This is a genomic window from Neorhizobium lilium (assembly GCF_004053875.1).
In the GTDB taxonomy this organism is placed as follows: Bacteria; Pseudomonadota; Alphaproteobacteria; order Rhizobiales; family Rhizobiaceae; genus Neorhizobium; species Neorhizobium lilii.
Genome location: NZ_SBIP01000001.1, coordinates 1,126,525 through 1,146,773 on the forward strand (window position 1 = coordinate 1,126,525; position 20,249 = coordinate 1,146,773).

18 protein-coding genes are annotated in these 20,249 nt (G+C 61.0%); 2 read left to right on the top strand and 16 right to left on the bottom strand.

Translation table 11 applies throughout. The annotated features are described in order from the left end of the window. Positions 1 to 35: 35 nt before the first annotated feature. From EPK99_RS05235 to EPK99_RS05290, 12 genes are all read right to left on the bottom strand, one after another. The gene (locus tag EPK99_RS05235; RefSeq protein ID WP_128441726.1) at positions 36 to 473 is read right to left on the bottom strand and encodes a RidA family protein; all 438 of its coding nucleotides are present in this window, start codon (positions 471 to 473) and stop codon (positions 36 to 38) included. Positions 474 to 500: 27 nt separating this feature from the next. After that, a complete protein-coding gene (locus EPK99_RS05240) occupies positions 501 to 1,559 on the bottom strand; it encodes an AbrB family transcriptional regulator (protein WP_128441729.1) in 1,059 nt (352 codons plus the stop codon). Continuing rightward, entirely contained in the window at positions 1,559 to 2,878 is a 1,320-nt protein-coding gene (locus tag EPK99_RS05245) for an amidase (RefSeq protein WP_164901703.1), read from the bottom strand. Before EPK99_RS05245 ends, EPK99_RS05240 begins: the two co-directional genes overlap by 1 nt. Positions 2,879 to 2,895: 17 nt before the next feature. After that, positions 2,896 to 4,284, bottom strand: coding sequence for an amidase (locus EPK99_RS05250; RefSeq protein ID WP_128441733.1), 1,389 nt, complete (start codon positions 4,282 to 4,284; stop codon positions 2,896 to 2,898). Continuing rightward, positions 4,274 to 5,152, bottom strand: a complete 879-nt coding sequence (locus tag EPK99_RS05255) for a bifunctional riboflavin kinase/FMN adenylyltransferase (RefSeq protein ID WP_128441735.1) — start codon at positions 5,150 to 5,152, stop codon at positions 4,274 to 4,276. Before EPK99_RS05255 ends, EPK99_RS05250 begins: the two co-directional genes overlap by 11 nt. Next, the gene (locus EPK99_RS05260; RefSeq protein ID WP_128441737.1) at positions 5,136 to 5,798 is read right to left on the bottom strand and encodes an isochorismatase family protein; all 663 of its coding nucleotides are present in this window, start codon (positions 5,796 to 5,798) and stop codon (positions 5,136 to 5,138) included. The genes EPK99_RS05255 and EPK99_RS05260 overlap by 17 nt, the downstream gene beginning before the upstream one ends. Positions 5,799 to 5,882: 84 nt before the next feature. After that, on the bottom strand, positions 5,883 to 7,016 hold the full coding sequence (locus tag EPK99_RS05265) for an ABC transporter substrate-binding protein (protein WP_128441740.1): 1,134 nt from the start codon (positions 7,014 to 7,016) through the stop codon (positions 5,883 to 5,885). A 115-nt stretch (positions 7,017 to 7,131) separates the two neighbouring features. Continuing rightward, positions 7,132 to 8,202, bottom strand: a complete 1,071-nt coding sequence (locus EPK99_RS05270; RefSeq protein WP_128441742.1) for an ABC transporter substrate-binding protein — start codon at positions 8,200 to 8,202, stop codon at positions 7,132 to 7,134. 107 nt (positions 8,203 to 8,309) lie between these two features. Then, entirely contained in the window at positions 8,310 to 10,337 is a 2,028-nt protein-coding gene (locus EPK99_RS05275; RefSeq protein ID WP_128441744.1) for an ATP-binding cassette domain-containing protein, read from the bottom strand. Next, the gene (locus EPK99_RS05280; protein WP_128441746.1) at positions 10,337 to 11,266 is read right to left on the bottom strand and encodes an ABC transporter permease; all 930 of its coding nucleotides are present in this window, start codon (positions 11,264 to 11,266) and stop codon (positions 10,337 to 10,339) included. The genes EPK99_RS05275 and EPK99_RS05280 overlap by 1 nt, the downstream gene beginning before the upstream one ends. 90 nt (positions 11,267 to 11,356) lie before the next feature. Then, positions 11,357 to 12,391, bottom strand: a complete 1,035-nt coding sequence (locus tag EPK99_RS05285; protein WP_128441748.1) for a 2,5-dihydroxypyridine 5,6-dioxygenase NicX family protein — start codon at positions 12,389 to 12,391, stop codon at positions 11,357 to 11,359. Between the two features lie 13 nt (positions 12,392 to 12,404). After that, positions 12,405 to 13,880, bottom strand: coding sequence for a 4-hydroxyphenylacetate 3-hydroxylase N-terminal domain-containing protein (locus EPK99_RS05290; protein ID WP_128441750.1), 1,476 nt, complete (start codon positions 13,878 to 13,880; stop codon positions 12,405 to 12,407). A gap of 597 nt (positions 13,881 to 14,477) precedes the next feature. Here EPK99_RS05290 and EPK99_RS05295 point away from each other — a divergent pair. After that, positions 14,478 to 15,170, top strand: a complete 693-nt coding sequence (locus EPK99_RS05295; protein ID WP_164901704.1) for a FadR/GntR family transcriptional regulator — start codon at positions 14,478 to 14,480, stop codon at positions 15,168 to 15,170. Between the two features lie 46 nt (positions 15,171 to 15,216). Continuing rightward, positions 15,217 to 15,744 carry a flavin reductase family protein gene (locus EPK99_RS05300; protein ID WP_205909053.1) on the top strand — a complete coding sequence of 176 codons (528 nt, stop codon included), beginning with the start codon at positions 15,217 to 15,219 and terminating at the stop codon, positions 15,742 to 15,744. 324 nt (positions 15,745 to 16,068) lie between these two features. On the opposite strand, the gene EPK99_RS05305 is transcribed toward EPK99_RS05300, so the two are convergent. The 4 genes from EPK99_RS05305 to EPK99_RS25670 form a co-directional block, all read right to left on the bottom strand. Then, positions 16,069 to 17,571 carry an ABC transporter substrate-binding protein gene (locus EPK99_RS05305; RefSeq protein WP_128441757.1) on the bottom strand — a complete coding sequence of 501 codons (1,503 nt, stop codon included), beginning with the start codon at positions 17,569 to 17,571 and terminating at the stop codon, positions 16,069 to 16,071. A 75-nt stretch (positions 17,572 to 17,646) separates the two neighbouring features. Beyond that, positions 17,647 to 18,633, bottom strand: coding sequence for an ABC transporter ATP-binding protein (locus EPK99_RS05310; RefSeq protein WP_128441759.1), 987 nt, complete (start codon positions 18,631 to 18,633; stop codon positions 17,647 to 17,649). After that, positions 18,630 to 19,604: an ABC transporter ATP-binding protein gene (locus EPK99_RS05315; protein ID WP_128441761.1), complete on the bottom strand. Its 975-nt coding sequence runs from the start codon at positions 19,602 to 19,604 to the stop codon at positions 18,630 to 18,632. The genes EPK99_RS05310 and EPK99_RS05315 overlap by 4 nt, the downstream gene beginning before the upstream one ends. Continuing rightward, a complete protein-coding gene (locus EPK99_RS25670; RefSeq protein ID WP_245455685.1) occupies positions 19,601 to 20,230 on the bottom strand; it encodes a gamma-glutamyltransferase in 630 nt (209 codons plus the stop codon). The genes EPK99_RS05315 and EPK99_RS25670 overlap by 4 nt, the downstream gene beginning before the upstream one ends. Positions 20,231 to 20,249 lie beyond the last annotated feature (19 nt).

Below are 20,249 nucleotides of genomic sequence, written 5' to 3' on the forward strand. Positions count from 1 at the left end.
GTTCCTCAAACAGGCTGGCCTCGCAGATACGGCTATCAATCGTCACTCGGCACGTAGGCAATGACCTCGATCTCGAGCCCGCAATCCATCGGCGTGCGGCCGGCCTGCATGCGGGCGCGGGCGGGAAGCGCTTCGTGGCTGGAGAAATACTTGATATAAACCTTCTCGAATTCCTCGGCCTGGGTCTGGTCCTTCAGCCAGACATTGGTCTTCAGCAGGCAATCCATGTTGGAGCCGGCCGCCTCGACCAGTTTCTTGATATTGTCCATGATGATCTCGACCTGCCGCGGAAACGGCGTGTCGGGCATGGGCGGAACCTTGGTGCCGGCAGCGCGGGCGGCGGCAACTTCAGCGCAGAAGGCCGCATCGAAGGGCGCCAGCCCGGAAAGATAAAGCATGTCGCCGTAACGGACGCAGAGATTGTAGGCGCCGCCATTTTCCGGCACGTCGGCTCTGATGATCTGCTTGTGCATGAATGTGTTCTCCGGTTGGTGTTGGTATCAGCTCGGTTTCCAGCGATGCAGCATGTTGACCATGCTGCGCGCCACGAAGGGACCGAAGATGGAAACGGCGAAAAGGCGCAGTGTCTGCAGCGTCATGACGAAGGTCATATCAGCGCCGGCATTGACGGCGATCAGCGCGATGGAATCTATGCTGCCGGGCACCGTCGCCAGAAGCGCGCTCATCAGATCGACGCCGGCGACGACCGAAAGCACGGCCCCCGAGACCCCGCAAAGCGCCATCAGCAGGAATGCGGCACCCACCAGCGACGGCAGCGCGCGGGCACCCGCGCGCAAGATCTCCGGTGTCATGCGAAGGCCGATATGCGCACCGAAGGCGAGATAGGCGAGCGCCACCAGCCAGGCCGGCACGGCAAGATTGACGCCGGAAACCTGCAGCGCGCCGCCAAGGGTCAGGGGCACGAGCGAGGCGGCCGATGGAATGAAGCGCAGGTAGCGGGCGCTGAGCGCGCCGACCAGCGCCAGCCCCAGCACGATCGATACCGAGGTGAAATCCGGTGCGGACCCGGCAGCCGGATGCGCAACCGCAGCACCAACGATAAAGAGCGCCGCGACGACCATGGTGGCGATGACCACCATGAGCCGCACGGTCTGGATCAGCGCCACGAGACGGCTGTCGAGGCCATGCTCGTGCGCCATGGCAATGACCGTGCCCGCCATTCCCGGCAGAAAACCCCAGATCGCCACCTCGCCGTCTATCCCCGACGTGCGCGCCGACATCCAGCCGGCAAAACATGAGGCAAGAAAGGTCAGCGCCACGAAAACAATGACGATCGGCCAGATTTCGCCCATCCGGACCAGCAATGCGGAATCGAGATGGGCGGCGATCAGGCAGCCGGCGACACCCTGTGCCATGCGATGCAGCAGGCCCGGAATACGGACCTCGCAGCCGCCCCGCGCCATGACGATGCCGACGACCATCGGGCCGAGCATCAATGCGGCGGGAAGCGACAGCAGCTGCAGGACCTGTCCGAGAACGAGGCCCGGTGCCAGCAACAGAAACCATTGCAGCGGCACCGGCAATGTCGAGACCTTCATCACGCTTCTGAAGGCCGCGCCTCGATGCCTGCGGCGCGCAGGCGATCTTCCACCGCCGCTGCCTGCCGAAGGAGAGCTGCATCCTCACCCGGACGGGCGACGAGCTGCAAGCCGATCGGCATGCCAGCCGGGCCGAAACCGGCCGGAATGGTGACGCTCGGGCAGCCGAGCAGCGTCCAGCGGATATTGTAGGTCGCGGGGCCGGTTCGTTCGAGCCCAAGCGGCGCTTCACCCGGCGCGGCGGGTGTTATGAGGAAGTCGGCGCCGCCGAACAGCGCGGCGAGATTGCGCAGGGCAGCGTCTCGCGTCGCAAGCCCGGTCTGCCAGCCGGCAAAGGTGCTTTTCGCCTGACGTTCCATGAATTCATGGGTAAGCGGCCGCAGCTTGTCCCAATGAAGGTCGCGGTCTGTGGCAAGCGCGATCGACGCTTCCCAGCCGAAAACGTCATCCTGCGCGGGGCCGATAGCCTCGAACCACTCGGGCACCGGTTGGGCGGTAACCGAACCAAGCACGGAAGCCGCCTTCTCCAACGGCGCAAAATCCGCGACCGGGTCGTGAACGGGCAGGAAAAGGCCCATCGGCTGCAAGGGGAGATCACCTTCCGGCGCCAGAACATCGGGGGCAAGTTCCGGACGGCGCATGCACACCGACACGAGCAGTGCAAGATCGCGAATGTCACGCGCCATCGGCCCGACGACGTCGAGCGTCTGCGACAGCGGCTTGACGCCAAATGTCTCGATCAGCTTTGGCGAAGGCTTTATTGCCGCGACGCCGCAATAGGCAGCCGGTCGGATGGTGGAACCGGAGGTCTGGGTGCCGAGGCCAAGCAGGATCAGCCCCGCGCCGAGCGCCGCCGCCGTGCCGCTGGAAGAGCCGCCGGGCGTGCGTTTCGGATCGAACGGATTGACGGTGGCACCGGGGGATGCTGTAGCGAACTCCGTCGAGACCGTCTTGCCCATGAAGACGGCGCCGGCCTGACGGGCGAGATGGACGACCGGCGCATCCCGGCAGGGCTGCCAGCCGGGATAGGCGGCCGAACCGTATTCCGTCGGCATGTCGCGGGTTTCGATGACATCCTTGATGCCGAACGGTACGCCCGCGAGCGGCCCTTTCGGTGCCACAGCGGCGAACGCGCGGGCCTTTTCCGGCGCATGATGGATGAAGGCATGCAGCGACGGCTCGACTGCGGCGATGCGATCCAGCCAGACTTCGGTGACGGCCTCGGCCGTGAGCGTGCTGGCAGCAACGGCCTTGGCGATCGCGCGTGCGCTCATCGATGTGATATCGGCAGGGGACGGCTTGGACGAATTCATGGTCATGATGTCACCTTCGGGATTCATGCGGAGAGTTTCGGACGGCGCATCGCCCAGGGGCTTGCGGCCTCAAGCTGGCCGGCAAGGCTGAACAGCAGGGCTTCGGCACCGAAAGCGGCACCGAAATGTACGCCGACGGGGATGCCAGCCTCGGTCCAATGCAGGGGCACGCTCATGGCTGGGCAGCCGGAAGCGTTAAAGACCGCCGTCAGCGGCGCGTGGTTCCAGAAGCGCTGAAAAAATTCCTCGACGGAAAGGCCGGCGCCCGCCAGATGGCCGAGTTTCGGCGCCACTTCCGCCGTCGTCGGCGAGAGATAGATGTCGTAATCGGAGAGATAGCGGCCCATCGCCCGGCTCGACTGATGCAGCGCATCGATCGCGCCGAGATAGTCGGTGCCGGACAGTTTTTCGCCCATCCTCACCCATTCGGCATTGACGGGCTCGAGCAGCGCCAGCGGATCGACGATGTTTTTTGCCTTGGCGAGATTGCCGGTGCCACGGGCAATATTGACGGCCGCAATCGTCAGCCAGGCCCGGCTCACCGCCTCGCGGTCATAGGCCGGAGGGGCAAGCTCTACCGTGTGTCCCAGACTTTCGCAGAGCGCCGCCGCGGCTTCGACGGCAGCCCGGCAGTCGGCATCGCCGTTGACTTCCATGCCGATCCTGAGCGCGCGCGGCGGACGGGAAACGGCCTCAAGGAAAGTGCCTTCCATCGGCGGCGGTCCCCATGGATCGCCGATATCGGATCCATGCGTGACATCCAGCATGGCGGCGCTGTCGCGCACCGAGCGGCTGATCGCATGCAGCGTTCCCATGCCGCCGACGGTCTCGACAATGGCCGGACCAAAGGGATTGCGGCCGCGCGAGGGTTTTAGGCCAAAAACACCGCAATGGGCGGCCGGAACACGGATCGAGCCGGCGCCATCCGAGCACTGCGTCATCGGCATGATACCGGCCGCGACCGCTGCGGCAGCGCCACCGGAAGAGCCGCCCGGTGTGCGCGTCAGATCCCAGGGGTTCCGGGCCGGTCCATAATACGTGCCTTCGGTGGTAAAACTCAGCGCCAGTTCGGGCGTGTTTGTGCGACCGAGAAAGGCAAAACCCGCCTTGCGCAGCCGTGTGCCCATCGTGCTGTCGGCCGAGCTGATGACGCCTTCGTGCAGACGCGTTCCCGACGTGATCGGCATGTCCTTCAAGGGCACGCCGGTATCCTTCAGAAGAAGCGGCACGCCGGCGAAAGGGCCTTCGCTGGGGTAGGACGTTTCATCCGGAAAATGGTGCACGACCGCGTTCAGGCTGGGGTTCAGCGCCGCGATACGGGTCTTGGCTTCCTTGACGAAGTGATCCGGCGCAACCTCGCCGCGCCTGACCAGATCCGCCATGGCGAGCGCGTCGAGACTGTCATAGTCCATTGTTTGTCCTTTCAAATCTTGTTTCCGCTGCTCCGACAGATGCCGCCGCATGCCAGAGAAGGGTCGATGTTCCGGCCGGCAACCGGGCTTCGGGACGGCGTCCTTTCAGGACGAGCATCCTTCGGCCCAGCCGCCGGCCGGCGGCTCCTCGTGCCTCAACCATAAAAATTCCATCCGGTGGCAGGATCTGCATCGGATCGAACTGCCAGCCGGTCGGGCCGGCTTCGATCGCCGTCTCGAAAGGGCGACCAAGCAGCCGTTCCGCCTCGTCCAGTCGCCCGCTCCGGATGAACTGGCGGACCTGGCTGGAGGAGATGCGAACACCCTCATCTCCCCGATCCCGGCATTCGCCTACCACATGGGTGGCAAAACCGCAGATCCGGCCCATCGCCTGCAAGAGCGGCACATCGCCCGCGCGGAACTGGCCGAAGCGGAAATCCGCGCCAGTCACCACGGCCAAAATACCGAGTCGAGCAACGAGATGGTTGAGCACGAAACTTTCCGCCGGCTGGCCCGCAAATTGCGCATCGAAAACAGGCGCATAGATGAGGTCGATGCCGGCCTCGGCCAGAAGCCGCCTCTGCACCGCGTTGCCCGCGATCAGGAACCCCTGCTCTCCTCGGAAATGATGCCGGGGATGCGGGTCGAATTGTAGGATCGCCAAAGGGCACCCGACCTTTCGTGCGCGTCGCGCGGCAAGCGCAAACAGTGCCTGATGGCCGAGATGCAGCCCGTCGAAATTACCGAGCAGCAGAACAGAGCCACGCAAGCCATCCGGCAGCGTACCAGTGCCGTCATGAACGACGACCGGAGCCTGCGGGATGAAGCGGTCTTGCTTCATGGCAACCATGTCAGCCGAGTGTCGCATACCAGTCGTTCACCTCTGACACGGGGATGCAGTCGGCATATTTCTTGTGCATGTCGTAGAGATTGGCGAAATGCGGGCTCTCATGCAGGTCCGCCACGCATTCGATCGGCACGATCGTCCGGTAACCGCGCGACAGGCTGTCGACCACGGTTGCCCGCACGCAGCCGGAGGTCGAGCCGCCGGTGACGATGACCGTATCGACCTTATGGTATGTGGCGAGAGACGCGACATGCGTCTCGAAGAAGGCGGATGGCATCTTCTTGTTGAGGATGACGTCACCCTTGACTACATCGAGGCGCGGATCGAGGGCGGCGCGCGGAGAACCTTCCTTGATGTTCTGCAGGCTGTCCGGGGTATCGGTGCGCGAACCGAACACGCCGCAATCGTCGCCGCTCTCCGAAAAGGCGACATAGGTCCAGATGACCGGCAGGCCAAGGCGGCGAGTTGCCGCCGCCAGCTTGTTGACGTATTCAGCCTGCCGTGGATCGGTCTCGTAGGCCGTCTTGTAGACGTCCGGCTGCGTATAAGCGCATTGCAGGTCGACATTGATCAGCATAGGCCGGGAGCCGAAACCATAACGCGGGCGTGTGGGGTTCTTGCTCAGATGTTCGAACATCTGGCGAGCGGTCATATCGGACAATTCCATGTCGGCTCCTGCGGGCTGCACTGCAATTTATTGATGGCGACGCCTTGAGGTTCAGGCCTCGCCCTTGGTCAGGGAAGTTTTGGCTCAGCCCTTGCTCATCCAGTCGAGCCAGCGGAGGCGGACCTGATCGGCATTCGCCACCCACCAGGCTTGGTCGATCTGCACGTTGTGGGCCGAATTTTCCGGAAAGCCCGGAAGCTGCTGCTTCATGTCGTCGGGGATTCCGCCGTAAATCGACGTGTTCGCGAGGCTGAACGGCATTTTCTTTGCAAAACCGAGCGAGCCCTTGGCCATCAGCGCAAAGGCGATCAGCTTCTGCGCATTGGCGCCGCCGGGTGCCGATTTCGGGATGACCCAATAATCCTGCTCGACAATGCTCTGGTTGAAGGTGAAATCGACCTTGCCGGTCCGCTTCTTCTCATCGAGCGTGCGCGACAGGCTCGACCCCATCAGGTCGACCTCGCCATTCTGCATCAGCACACCCCATTGGGAGGTCTTTTCAACCCAGAGATTGACCTTCGGCCGCAGCTCGTCGAGCGCCTTGAAGGCGTCGTCGATATTGATTGGGTAGATCTTTTCCGGCGGAACACCGGCCGCCATCAGGGCGATCTCGAAGGAAGGGCGGGGCTGCGCATAAAGTGCGCGGCGGCCCTTGAAGCGGGTCGTATCAGCCCATTCCTTCCAGTCTTTCGGGCCATCCTTGCCGAACAGCGTCGTATTCCAGGCAATCACGGTCGAAAAGCCGACCGAGCCGACGCCATATTCCTTGATCACCTTCGGGTCGATCTGCTCCTTCGGCACGATATTGAAGATCAGATCATAGTCGATCTTCTGCAGAAGGCCCTTCTTCATCGCCAGTTCCATCTGGGTGCCTTCGGCATCCATCAGGTCCCATTCGACATTGCCGACACTTTCCATGACTTCGAGCTTGGCGATATCAGGCACGGATGCGGTCGAGACGTTGACGCCGCTCACCTCGGAAAACGGCTTGAACCAGACTTCCTTCATGGCGTCGGTCGAAGCGCCGCCCCAGGTGCAGACGACGACGTCGCCGGAACCCTTCAGCAGCGACATGTCCTGCGCGAGGGCAGGCTTGATGCCGCTTGCAAGTACAAGGCTTGTGACTCCCATGCCGGCGAGAAAGCTGCGGCGGTCGAGTTCGATGCCTGTGGTTTCCGTCGGCTGAACGGAATTGGATGCGTTATTATCTTTCATCATGGCACGATCTCCGGGAGGGAAGGACGAGATAAGATTCGGCAACCCTTGACCCTGGCCGGCGCGATATCCGCGTCGGCAAAGGCAGAAGTTGCAGCTCAGAGAATGGAGCGCCGGCTCAGCGGCTGCTCAGCCAGCTCAGCCAACGGGTCTGGACTTCGGCATCGTGCTCCAGCCACCACTGGGCATTGATCGTCAGGCTATTGGCCGAGTGTTCCGGCGTGCCGGGCATCTTCGCAAGAAGCTCCTTCGGCAGGCCGTCATACGCCGTCTTGTTGGCGACGCTGTAATAGGGAAACAGCTTGAGCGACGCCCGCTCGCCCTCGGCCTGCGCCATCCAGGCAACGAGTTTCTGGGCGTCCTTGACGTTTGGTGCACCCTTGGGGATCGTCCAGAAAGACTGTTCCATTATGCTCTGGTTGAAGTTGATCGCGAGCGGCTCACCCTTGTCGATCTGGGTGACCGTGCGCCCAAGGCTCGATCCCATCAGATCGACTTCCTTGTTCTGGATCAGCACGTCCCATTGCGAGGTCTTTTCCACCCAGAGATCGACGCTCGGACCGAACTTTGCCAGTGCCCTGAAGGCCCGGTCGATATCGATCGGATAGATGTCCTTCGGCGCCACGCCATCGGCCATCAGCATGATTTCCAGCGTCGGCTTCGGACGGGCATAAAGCGCGCGGCGGCCTGGGAAGGCCTTCTTGTCGAAGAATTCCGTCCAGTTGGCAGGACCTTTCTTGCCGACGGACTCGGTGTTCCAGGCCATGATCGTGCCGAACGCAATCGAACCGATGCCGTATTTCGTCATCTGCGCCGGATCGAGCTGATCCTTCGGCACCAGCTTGTACATCAGGTCGTAATCGATCGGCTCCAGCAGGTCGTCCTTCATGGCCTGCAGCATCTGCGCGCCTTCGAAATCGACGACGTCCCATTCGACATTGCCGACCTGGCTCATGATTTTCAGCTTCGCGACGTCGGGGATGGACGTGAAGGTGACATCGATGCCGGTTGCCTTCGGGAAATCGCCATACCAGGCGGCATGCATCTTCTCGACCGTCGGGCCGCCCCAATTGTTGACCACGAGCTTGCCGGTTCCCTTGAATTCGGTAGGCGCTTCCGCAGCATGGAGGCCGATCGGCAATGACATCGCCAGTGCCACGAGGGCGGATAATCCAAATCTAGATTTCATCGGTCTCTCCTGTTGGAAACATTGGCCCGGTGGACGTGCTTGGGAGGCGTTCGGGGCGGTTGGGTGAATTTGGTTTTCTGCCTGCTTGGTCGAGACGGCGTTGGCCGTCAGTGGGTCATCACGTGTGCGGTCTCCGGAGCCCAGAACAGCCGGCGGACGGCGCCCTGTTCGGGAATCTCGATCGTGCCATCCAGCGGCCGCGTCACGACGAGCGTGCCGTAGGTCGTCGCGAACTGCATATGCAGAAGGCTGCCAAGGAAACGGGCATTGGTCAGCGTCCCCTCGATCGCCCATTCAGGCGCCGGCTGGCCCGGAGCTGCGAGACGCACCGTTTCCGGCCGCACGCAGAGGATCGCCGTGTCGGAATTCGCTTGGCTTAACGGAAAGTCCCGATCACCGCATTTCAGGCTGTTGCCATCGGCCGTGCCGTGGAAGAGGTTGGATTCGCCGAAGAAGTTGGCGACAAAGCTGTTCTGCGGCTTCAGATAGAGATCGCGCGGTGTGGCGACCTGCTGGACGCGGCCTTCATTGATGACTGCGACGCGGTCGGACATGTTGAGCGCCTCTTCCTGGTCATGGGTGACGAAGATCACCGTCTGGCCGAGGCTCTGCTGCAGGCTGCGGATCTCGCGCTGCATTTCGACGCGCAGGTTCCGGTCAAGCGCCGAGAGCGGTTCGTCCATCAAAAGTGCGCGCGGACCGAAGGAGATGGCGCGGGCAAGCGCGATACGCTGCTGCTGGCCGCCGGAAAGCTGAGCGATGCGGCGTTCGGCAAAGTCCTGCATATGGACCCGTTCCAGCGCCCATTTCACCTTGGCCTGCTGCTCGGCTTTCGAGACGCCACGGGCTCGGAGCGGATAGGCGACGTTCTGCGCCACGGTCATATGCGGGAAGAGGGCATAGGACTGGAAGACGACACCGATATCGCGCTGATGCGGCGGCACGCGGGAAATGTCGCGCTTGCCGAGCATGAGGCGGCCGGCATCGGGCGAAATGAAGCCGGCAACCAGCATCAGGAGCGTGGTCTTGCCCGAACCCGAAGGGCCGAGAATGGTCAAGAACTCGCCGGGCTTGACCGAAAAGTTCGCCTCTTCCACGACGACCTTGTCGCCGTAGAACTTGCTCATGTGCTGGAAATCGATGCCGTAGCCATGCTGTTCGCTGGCCTTGGCGGGACCTGCCTCTGCGGAGGGGAGGATGGCGGGCGTGCCGACGGGCGGAGCAGACTTGAGTGCGACGTTCATGGGCAAAGATCCATTGGCAGGGAGGTCAACGGCGGGCGCGTTTTTTGTATTCGCGGCAATGGCGGCAAGCGCTCTCGCACGGCTGGCGAGAACACCGGTGCGAGCAGCTTTCCAGATGTTCCAGCCTGCAAAGGCCACGAGCACCATGAACAGTTGGACGGAGGCGATCGAGGTAACGGTCTTGTCGAGACCGTTCTGGCTCAGACCATCCCAGACCTTGCGCGGCAGGGTTTCGAAACGCGGGCTTGCGAGGAATTGTGCAAGCACCACTTCGTCGAAGGAAAAGACGAAGGAGAAGATCGCGGCGGCAATGATGGCCGGCACGAGCAGCGGCAGGATCACTTCGAAAAGCGTGCGGATCTGGGTCGCGCCGAGCGAGGCGGACGCCCGTTCATAGGCCGGGTCGAGGCTCGCGAGCCGCGACATGACCGGCATGACGACGAAGGGCAGAACGACGATGGCATGGGCGATCGCCAGCGCCCACATCGAACCGAGCAGACCATTTCGTGCAAAGACGATATAGAGGCCGACCGAAATCACCATCAGCGGCACGATCATCGGCGCGATGAAGAACATTTTCAGGAATTTGGACAGCGCCTTGTTCTCGATGCGCGACATGCCGATCGCCGCAGCCGTGCCGGTGACGGTCGCCAGCAGGGTGGCGACACCGGCCACCTGCAATGATAGCAGTGCGTCGCGGCCCCAGCGGGGATCGTCGACAAGGTTATAATACCATTCGAGCGACAGTTCTTTCGGCGGGAAAACGATGGCGCTGCCTGCGCCAAAACTGATCGGCACGATCATGATCACCGGCAGGATGATGATGACGAGCATCACCCAGCCATAAGCCTTCAAAACACGGGCGGCATTGCCCTGGACGAGAACTTCCATCACTTGCCTCCCTTGTCGTAGATGCGGTCGATGCCGGCGAGGCGGTCGTAGAGGAACAGCAGGCCGAGGCAGAAGACGAGTAGGACCATGGATGTGGCTGCCGCGAGCTGCAGATTGCCGAGCTGCTGGATCTGGTCGCGGATCGCCATGACGATGGTCGGCGCGCGACCGCCGCCGAGAATGGCCGGGGTGATGAAGAAACCGAAAGCGAGCGTGAAGACCAGCATCGAGCCGGCGACGAGGCCGGGAAGGCTAAGCGGCACGTAGATATCGCGGAAGACTTTGGCCGGGCTCGCCCCGAGGCTGAGGCCCGCCCGGACATAAGCCGGATCGATCGCCTTCATGGCCGGGATCAGGGTCAGGACCATGAAGGGCAGAAGGATATGGACCATGCCGATATAGGCGCCGAGCTTGTTGTAGACGAGTTCGAGCGGGCTATCGATGACGCCGATGCCGACTAGGAAATTGTTGATGATGCCGCGCCGCTGCAGGATAATGATCCAGGCGAAAGTTCTGGCCAGAAAGCTCAGCCACAGCGTGATGAACAGCACGACGCCCATCCAGGCGGCAAAACGCGAGCTGACATTGACCATCAGATAGGCGAGCGGATAGGCGAACAGCGCGCAGAGCATGGTGGTGATGAAGGCCAACTGCAGCGTGAACATCAACAGCTTCAGATAGACCGGCTGCATCAGGTCGATATAGCCCTGAACCGAAAAACCAGTCTTGCTGCCGCCGCCAAAGCTCATCCAGAGCAGGACGAGCAGCGGCATGACAAAAACCCCGATCATGGCGGCGGTCGGCAGCGCCATCAGCGAAACCGTCAGGCCGCGCTGTTGTCTCTGCCAGGCCGTCAGCGTCACGCTCGGCAGACCGGGCATGAGCCTTTTGCCCTTTTCTGCAGTTTCTGATGCGTCGATCGGGGTCATCGCCTCTCCTGTATTCTCCGCCGGTCCGGCATGGGATTTCAGGCCCAGATTTCAGGCATGAACGGCCCCCCGGCAGGGGGCCGGCACGGTTCAGACGGCCATTTCGGGAATGGCGATGCGGCCCTTGTCGACGATGGTGACATTGTCGAGCGACAGCGAGGTTTTCCTGAGCGGAATATCCATGTGACACATCGTGTCGTTCTTGCCGCCGAGCTCGGTATTCGGGCCCGTGGAGAACAGGACGTTGCCGTAATAGCTCAGCGAGTTGACGCTGATTTCCTGGGTACGAGTACGGGTGATCGCCCGATGGAACCAGGTCGCGGTGTTGAGCAGGCCCCAGCCGATATGGCTGATCGCATAGGCACGCGGGTCGCGGAAGCTCTCCATGTAATCGCGCAGCAGCGGCGCATCCATGCCGTCGCCTTCGATATCGGTGACGAAGCCGTCCTTGATGGTGAGCTTAACCGGGCTTTCAATCATCCGCTGGAAAGCGGTGACGGTATCGCCCGGCATGATCATCACGGTGCCGTTGACCTTGCCGTCGGTGGCCTGGCTTAGCACCTGACCGGTGCCCATATGGTCCCAGCGGCCGGGCGTATCGGTGTAGCCATACTGGGTCATCACCCGGTAGCCGCCCATTTCATAGGTGACATCGGTGCCGACATCGGACCAGATACGCAGCGTCTTTGCCTTTTCCAGAAGCTTTTCGCCGTGTTCGATGCGCCGGCGCAGATCTGTATTCGGGAAATTCTGGGCAAGCACGTCATAAGGTTCGCGGACGAACAGCATGCGGGCGCCGGCTTCGCAGATCTCGTCCTGTTCAGGCGAAAACAGCGTGCCCATGACGTCCACGATCAGATCCGCCTTCTTGAGTGCCTCGATCACCGGCCGGTTGCCGGCAATCGCGGTCTTGCCCGTCGTCTGCCGGGCCGAGCGCTTTTCACGCAATGGCACGGTGATCTGGAAAGGCGTCGCACCAAGATCGCGCGCCGCCAGCATGAAGGCCTGGGCGTAATCGGCGCGAATATCGTCCTCGCAGAGGATGATCACCGTCTCTTCCGGCTTCATCGCGCAAAGCCTGAGCTGTTCGGTGAACAATTTCACCATTTCATGTTGAGTAGGCATGGTTTGAAATCCCTTAGTCGAGCTCGGCAATCTTCTTGAGATCCGCGACCATGGCGGACGTATCGAATTCAGCGACGAGACGCTCGCGCATGCGGGGCGCCGGGCTGGCATTGACGTTTTCGAACAGCGCTACGCGGCCGGCGAGCGACGAGCAGGTCAGGTCCCAGATGAAGTTCATCAGCTTCTCCTTCTGCATGCCGGTCACACCCTTGCCCGGCAGAAGCTCTGCAAGATCCGGGCCAATGTCGGGATTTTCGAAGGCGGCCTTGCCGAAGCGCATGACGAGGCCCTGGCCGCACATTTCCTGCAGCACGTGGATGATGTGCGGATAGTTGCGGATAGCGTAGAGCCGGCCTGTCGTGATCATCATCACGTCCGGGCACATGACGCCGCTCTCGTTGATCTCGGCATTGGCTTCGGCCGCGAGAATGAAGGCTTCGAGCGTGCGGTTATATTCGATGATCTCGGCGAGCATCGCGCGGACGCCCTGGATCTGGCCGGTGCCGAGCACTTCCGTCACCATCTTCGCGCAGGCGACGAAGACTTCCGACTTCACCTTGAGGCGGGTCAGCACGTGGTAATGGGCAAACAGGGTTGCCTTGCCGGAAATCGCCGAGACGTGTTCGTTGCCGAGGTTGAAGATACGGTCCTTCGGAACGAAGACATCCTTGAAGATGACGAGCTGGTCGGCTTCCTCGCCCTTGTAACCGAGCGGATGGTCGAACGGATCGGCACCCGGATTGGAGAGCATCTCGCGGCTGACGAGCTTGATGCCTTCGGAATTGATCGGCACCGCGCCCCAGATCGCGGCTTCCGCCGGCGTGCCGGGATAGGCAAGGTTGGAGAAGAAGATCTCGTTGGTCTGCGCCGCGATCGAGCCGACCGACTTGGCGCCGGAAATATAGACACCGTCCTTTTCAACGCGCTTGACGCGCAGAAGTGAGGCGGCCTGGGCAAGCGGCGAGGAACGGTCGTTCTGCGGGCCGGTTAGGCTTTCGGCGCAGGTGATCGAGTTCATCCGGCCGAATTCGACGTAACGCTGGACGTTTTCGACGAAATCCGGCTGGCACTCCGGAAAGGCCGACTTGAAATCCTTGAACAGATGCAGATGCGCCAGGATGCCGACCGCAAGCGTCGGGCCGAGATCCGGCGGGCGGCCGAAGGTTCCGACCGTCTTGCGGGATGTGTATTCCATCATCATCCGCCGGCCGATCATTTCTTCCTTCGTCTCCGGCACCTGCCAGGAACGACCGGTGACGAGGCCTGACTTCTTGTCGAGAACCGTCGTCGCCTCGGCATATTCCTCGGTGAACTGGTCGTCGAACATCGACGCCATCAGCTCGATACCGGCAGCAAGCGCCGGCTCGTCCATCACCTTGGCGATCTTGGTGCCGTTCACCCAGAGCTGGCGGCCGTCGTCGAGCGAGGCCTTGAATTCCTCGCCAGTCTTCAGCGCGTGTTTCGGAATGATTGTCGTCATCGTGTTCATATCTGACTTCCGTCTTCTTCCAGATCCGGCCGCAAGTTGATCGGGCAGGATGGGCGCACAGGTTTCCTACCGATCCAAAGGTCCGGATCGGGCAAAAGCGTCGGGCTGTTTTCGCAGCATTCGCGCTGGATCTATTTCCAGGGATGAATTTGGTCGTACTTGGTTGACACAACAGCGTCACACAACCAAATGTGCAACCGCTGCATAACCGTTATCGAACGCTAGACTTTGGTTGAGCGGCTTGCAAGCGAAACTTTTCGAGTTTTTTACAAGTTTTCGCAGATGCAGCATGCAAAATCACAAACTCTAGCCACTCAAGACATTGTTTTTCATAACATATATACGATGTGAAATTTCGTGAAAAAAATTTGAGCATAGTCGAATTTGGCTAATTTGTGTGCACAACCAATAAAACTCATGGCCAACCACTATTCAACCAAGATGCAATATGGACATATGGTTGCTTCAACCATATACATTGGGTCGCATAAAAACCAAAACGACCGCCCACAAGGCGGCCGCACAATAAGCACAGTTTTCGGAGGGAAGCCGGAGCAATATCCGGCGCGTTCCATTCTGAAAATCTGGAGGAGCACCATGAACGCAGGCATCGATGTGAAAAACTCGCCCAGTTCCATAGAAGAGGTCACCCAGGCCATTCTCGGCCTTGCCGGAAACGGTGATTTCCCACCCGAACGACAGCTTGCCGAGCAGATCGGCGTCAGCCGCCATATGTTGCGCAAGGCGCTTTCAACGCTGCGCGACGAAAACAGCATTCCCGAAAACAAATCCCGCGGCCTGCCGCCATCCAAGGGCAAGGCCCGCAATACAAAACAGGCGATAGCCACCCGCGCCAATATCGCGAGCCGGACGAGCCCGGCGGAATTGTGGGAAGTCCGTCTATTGCTAGAGCCAGAGATCGCCCGACTGGCGGCGATCCGCGGCACGCCGACCGAGATTGACGACATCGTCGCTGCCCATGCGCTGTCCGAACCGACGGTCTTTGATCGCGGCAACGACAATCTTTTCCACCGGGCGATTGCGGTTGCGAGCCACAACATCCTGGCCGCCTACCTGCTCGAGCAGGTGATGGACCTCACCTGGGACGAGACGATCCGTACGCGCCTGCCGGCATACACGAACGAGACCGGCTGGCGGCACCATGAAATGATCGTCGATGCCATCCGCGGCCGCAGGGCCGCTGAGGCGGAACAGGCGACACGCGAACATCTGGTCGCGATCCTGAAATGGCTGAACGGCGGCGATACATCGACGCCTATGGCAAAATAGAAATTCACCAAACCCGAAACAAGCGTCGGAAGGCAGGTGCATGATGATGGACACGATCAAGATCGCCGGGCAGATGGATGCGCCACCCATCGACGCCCAGATTTTTCGGGCGGCGATGAAAAAGGTCGCGACGCCGGTGACGATCCTTGCCACCGGCCATGGCGATCTGCGCCATGGCATGACGGCCTCGGCGGTGTGCTCGCTCAGCGATCAGCCGCCGATGATCCTGGCATGTATCAACCGCAACAGTGCTATCCTTCCACATCTGCGCGCCAATGGCTGCTTCTCGGCAAATTTCCTTGCCGAAGGCCAGGCAGAGCTTGCCCAGTGCTTTGCCGGAATGACGAAAATCTACGGCGCCGATCGGTTTAATCTCGGCACCTGGAACACGCTTGCCACCGGCGCGCCCGTACTTGGCGACGCGCTCAGCGTCTTCGACTGCCGGCTGGAATGCGAATACGATTCTCCCACCCACGCCGTTCTGGTCGGCCGGGTGGAGGCGATCGTCAAGGAAGGCACCACACGGGCACTCGTTTATGCCAGCGGCCAGTTCGGTTTTCCGGCACCAATTTGAACGAAAAGCTTGGAATTCATAAAGACAGAAGTCGCTCTTGCGTCTTGAAAGGACACGAACCGGCGGCCCGCCTATCTACAATAGTGCAACTTTAGACACAAGTAATGGAATTCCTTCGCAGCTTTCATATGCTGCGGCAAAAGCTTAGCCTACAAACTACAGGGCCGTCAAAATACCTCCTCAGCGATATCGAAACTTAAAAATGAGGAAATATGCTGAATTAGCCTCTCAGGATCCGGCGCAAACAACGAAAAAGGCACTATCTTTGGATCTTGCCCGACGTTGCGGGGATGCAGGCTGCTCCCCGCAACCCGAGCGTTATCGTCAATCCGTCCACTTCATCCGGTTGAGGAAGAAGCTTTCATTCGGCGTCGGCGTGAATTCGAGCTTCTTGTTGGCGCCGTAGATGGCGGCCATCTGGTAGAGCGGGATGGTCGGGACCTCTGTTGCGATGAACTGGCTTACCTTCTCATAATCGGCAAGACGCGTTGCTTCGCTTGGAGACGAACCGGCCTGTTCCAGCAGGGCATCGATCTCGGGCTTCGATGTGATCGTCCAGGTGCTGCCCGAATGGAACAGCGAGTTAAGGGCGCCGTCTGCATCCTGGCAACTGCAGGAAGAGGTGCTGATCGCAAGCGTCGGGCCATCGGCCGGACCCTTCTGGATCAATTGCAGGAAGGTCGGCGTATCGACCTTGGCGATCTCCACGTAAAAACCGACATCCTGCAGTTCCTGCTGGATGGCTTCAGCCACGCGTTGATCGAAGAAGGCACCGATGGTGAACTGGAATTTCGGCGGAGCGCCAACCTTGGAAACCAGTGCCTTTGCCTTTTCCGGATCATAGGGAAGGCCGCTCACCCTGTCGCTCCAGCCGAAATGGGCCGGCGTCAGCATCTGGCCGATCGGCTTGTCGAGACCCCCGAGTATACCCTGTGTAATGCCTTCCTTGTCGATGGCATAAGCGAGCGCCTGACGTAGTTCAGGCTTGTCGAACGGCGCCTTGTTCGGATTGATGCGGACATAAGCGAGCCGTTCGGTCAGAACAGGGATGGATTTGGCATTCTGCGAAGCCTGAAGCTGTCCTGCTTGGTCTGACGTCAGAGCGCGTGCGAAATCGACCATACCGGCCTGAATGTCGGCAAGGCGCGTCGAAGAGTCCGGCACGGCGCGGAAGACGGCCGTTGCAAACGGGCCTTTCGTCGCCCAATAAGCGTCGTTGCGTGCGAGCGACACGGCGATGCCCTTGTCCCACTTGGCGAACTTGTATGGCCCGGATCCAACCGGCGACAGGTTGAAGGCGGCATTGCCGACTTGCTCGACAACATGTTTCGGCACGATCGACAGATTGGTCAGGGCCGCAAGCAGCGCCGGGTAGGGCTTTTTCAAGGTCAGGGTGACCTCATGCTCACCCGTCGCCTCTGCCTTTTCGATCTTGTTGAACTGGCTGATCTGCGGGCTTGCAAATTTCGGATCGATGATCCGGTTGACACTGAAAGCGACGTCTTCCGCCTTCAGCGCGGTGCCATCGTGGAATTTCACGTCGTCTCGAAGGGTGAAGACGATCTGGGTGTCGGAGGCATTTTTCCAGGCCGTGGCGATATGCGGCGTGATCTTGCCGCCATTATCGCGCGTGACGAGATTATCGAAAATGTTGCGATAGACGAAATAGCTGTCCGGGTTCCATTGCAGCTGCGGATCGAGACTGGACGGCTCATTGACCAGATCCACGACGAACTGCTGCTTTTCGGCGGCCAGAACCGGCGAGGTAATGGCGAGCAGGCCAAGGCTTATGCTGGCGGCCAGAGAGACGAGCGAAGGCGATTTCATTTTTCCACTCCTGAGAAACGCGTTAAAATAAGGTCGGTTAGTCTGTCGCGCGGCCCTGTCACGGCTTTTGCGAAATCAAATGGGCAAAGCCGGCACGCGCAGATGGCAGGCTGCCTGTTGCATCGGGCGAACCGGCAGCAGCGAGGGAGACGTCTCGCGGCAGATGGGCTCGGCGATTGGACATCGGGTTGAAAATCGGCACCCGGACGGAGGATTGGCGGGGCTCGGCAGATCGCCCTGCAGGATGACGCGTTGCCGCGTGCGTTGCGCCTTCGGATCCGGCAGCGGAACAGCGCTCAACAACGCTTCCGTATAAGGATGGGCCGGGTTGGAAAACACGTCCGCCGTGCGGCCGGTCTCGGCAAGCCGGCCGAGATACATGACCGCGACGCGATCGGCGAAATGTCTTACAACCGATAGGTCATGGGAAATGAACAGGTAGGAAAGCCCGAAACGCTGTTGAAGTTCGAGCAGCAGGTTGAGGATCTGTGAGCGGATCGACACATCGAGTGCCGAAACCGGCTCGTCGAGCACAAGCAGTTTCGGCTGCAACGCAATGGCGCGGGCAATGACGATCCGCTGACGCTGACCGCCGGAAAACATGTTGGGCTTGCGGTCGGCATGCTGCGGATTGAGACCGACAAGCTCCAGAAGCTCCGAGACGCGATGCCGCCGATCCTCGCGGCTTCCGACGCCGTGGATCGCCAGAGGCTCGGCAATGCTTTCGCCGACATCCATGCGCGGGTTCAGCGCCGAAACCGGATCCTGAAACACGATCTGAATGTCGCGCATGCGCCGCCTGGCGTTTGCCCTGCCGTTCCCGTACTCGTTGCCATCAAAGACGATATGCCCTGATGTCGGTTTCTGCATGCCGACGACCGCAGCCCCAAGCGTCGACTTGCCGGAGCCGGACTCACCGACGAGGGCGACGCTTTCGCCTCGCTCGATCTCCAGATCGACGCCGTCAACCGCCTTCAGCAGCCCGGAGGTATCACCGAACGAGCTCTGGCGAATGGGGAAATGAACCTTGAGATCGCGGATGCGAAGCAGGTTATCGCTCATGCCAGACCTCCGATGAGATCCTGGTGCCAGCAGGCGGCATCCCGACCGGGGCCGGACGGCGCAAGCGGTGGCATGCGGCGACACTCCTCATCCACCAGCGGACAGCGTGTCGAGAAGCGGCAGCCTTCCGGCCATTGGCCGATATCTGGCACCATGCCCTTGATCGTCGGCAGGAAGGATTTCGCATCGCTGCCGTCGAGCCGCGGAATGGTGGACAGCAGCATGCGCGTGTAGGGATGTTTCTGCTCGCGGAAAATATCGTCGACGGCGCCGTCCTCAACGATGCGCCCGGCATACATGACCGCGACCCGGTCGGCGATATCGGCGACCACGCCCATATCGTGGGTGATCAGCAGGATGGCGGTTCCGGTCTCGGTGCGAAGGCGCTTCATCAATTCGAGGATCTGCGCCTGAATGGTCACGTCGAGCGCCGTGGTTGGCTCGTCGGCGATCACCAGGCGCGGCCGGGTGATCAAGGCCATGGCGATCATCACCCGCTGGCACATGCCGCCCGATAGTTCAAACGGATATTGCCTGGCGCGTAGGGCCGGTTCAGGAATGCCGACCTCTTCGAGCATGGCGATCGCCTGCCGCTGCGCCTCTCGGCGGCCGAGCTTGCGGTGAACGAGCAGGCTCTCGGCGATCTGGCGCCCGACCGGCATCAACGGATTGAGCGAGGCCACCGGCTCCTGGAAGACCATGGACATGTCGTTGCCGCGCAGGCTTTTCAGCGCCTTCGCATTAAGCCCGTTGATTTGCCGTTCGTCCAGACGTATCGAGCCACCGGTGATCGAAGCGACCGGCGGCAGCAGGCCCATGACGGAAAATGCCGTCATCGACTTTCCGCATCCCGATTCTCCGACGAGACTGACGATCTCGCTCTCCGCGACGGAAAAGCTGACGCCATCGACGACAGGATTGCCACTGATCGCAACACGCAGATCCTCGACGCTCAGGACAGGCTTTTTCATGGCCGCCCCTCGCGAACGGCGGCCCAAGGGTTACGCGGATGCGCCATGCCCATATTGACGCCGTCCTGGCGCATCACCGCGGAGGGAACGGCGAAATTGACGGGATAGAGTGTATCTTCGACCACTTCGACGTCGAATTCGGCTGCGACCGAAGCCGCCACTTCTGCGCTGGCGGAACGGCTTACTCGAATGCCGGCTCCGCTGGCATCGATACGCGGCACCGATAGCGCCGTTTCAAGCGGCATGTCGAAGGCCAGTATGTAGGCGAGGATCTGGGCGACCGCCGGTACGATCTGTCGCCCGCCGGCAGCGCCGAGCGCCAGTTCCGGCCGGCCGTCGCGCGTAGCGATGACCGGGCTCATATTGGAAAGCGGTCGACGTCCAGCCACTAGCGAATTCGGCCGGCCGGTACGCGGATCGAACCACATGACGCCGTTGTTCAGCGCAAAACCGAGATCCGGCACGACGACTTTCGAGCCGAAACGCGACAGCAGCGTATTGGTCAACGAAACCATGGTGCCGTTGGCATCAACGACGCTGATATGGCTGGTGCAGCTCTGCCCGGCAGCATGGCCAAGGTTGCGGTAACGATGTTCGTTTGCCCGGCGCAATGCGCGCGCAAACACCAGGGCAGCCTCACCGGAA

Bases quoted from the DNA above. Each gene is read 5' to 3' on its own strand.
- EPK99_RS05235 (WP_128441726.1), bottom strand. From the start codon at position 473: ATGCACAAGCAGATCATCAGAGCCGACGTGCCGGAAAATGGCGGCGCC.
- EPK99_RS05240 (WP_128441729.1), bottom strand. From the start codon at position 1,559: ATGAAGGTCTCGACATTGCCGGTGCCGCTGCAATGGTTTCTGTTGCTG.
- EPK99_RS05245 (WP_164901703.1), bottom strand. From the start codon at position 2,878: ATGACCATGAATTCGTCCAAGCCGTCCCCTGCCGATATCACATCGATG.
- EPK99_RS05250 (WP_128441733.1), bottom strand. From the start codon at position 4,284: ATGGACTATGACAGTCTCGACGCGCTCGCCATGGCGGATCTGGTCAGG.
- EPK99_RS05255 (WP_128441735.1), bottom strand. From the start codon at position 5,152: ATGCGACACTCGGCTGACATGGTTGCCATGAAGCAAGACCGCTTCATC.
- EPK99_RS05260 (WP_128441737.1), bottom strand. From the start codon at position 5,798: ATGGAATTGTCCGATATGACCGCTCGCCAGATGTTCGAACATCTGAGC.
- EPK99_RS05265 (WP_128441740.1), bottom strand. From the start codon at position 7,016: ATGATGAAAGATAATAACGCATCCAATTCCGTTCAGCCGACGGAAACC.
- EPK99_RS05270 (WP_128441742.1), bottom strand. From the start codon at position 8,202: ATGAAATCTAGATTTGGATTATCCGCCCTCGTGGCACTGGCGATGTCA.
- EPK99_RS05275 (WP_128441744.1), bottom strand. From the start codon at position 10,337: ATGGAAGTTCTCGTCCAGGGCAATGCCGCCCGTGTTTTGAAGGCTTAT.
- EPK99_RS05280 (WP_128441746.1), bottom strand. From the start codon at position 11,266: ATGACCCCGATCGACGCATCAGAAACTGCAGAAAAGGGCAAAAGGCTC.
- EPK99_RS05285 (WP_128441748.1), bottom strand. From the start codon at position 12,391: ATGCCTACTCAACATGAAATGGTGAAATTGTTCACCGAACAGCTCAGG.
- EPK99_RS05290 (WP_128441750.1), bottom strand. From the start codon at position 13,880: ATGAACACGATGACGACAATCATTCCGAAACACGCGCTGAAGACTGGC.
- EPK99_RS05295 (WP_164901704.1), top strand. From the start codon at position 14,478: ATGAACGCAGGCATCGATGTGAAAAACTCGCCCAGTTCCATAGAAGAG.
- EPK99_RS05300 (WP_205909053.1), top strand. From the start codon at position 15,217: ATGGACACGATCAAGATCGCCGGGCAGATGGATGCGCCACCCATCGAC.
- EPK99_RS05305 (WP_128441757.1), bottom strand. From the start codon at position 17,571: ATGAAATCGCCTTCGCTCGTCTCTCTGGCCGCCAGCATAAGCCTTGGC.
- EPK99_RS05310 (WP_128441759.1), bottom strand. From the start codon at position 18,633: ATGAGCGATAACCTGCTTCGCATCCGCGATCTCAAGGTTCATTTCCCC.
- EPK99_RS05315 (WP_128441761.1), bottom strand. From the start codon at position 19,604: ATGAAAAAGCCTGTCCTGAGCGTCGAGGATCTGCGTGTTGCGATCAGT.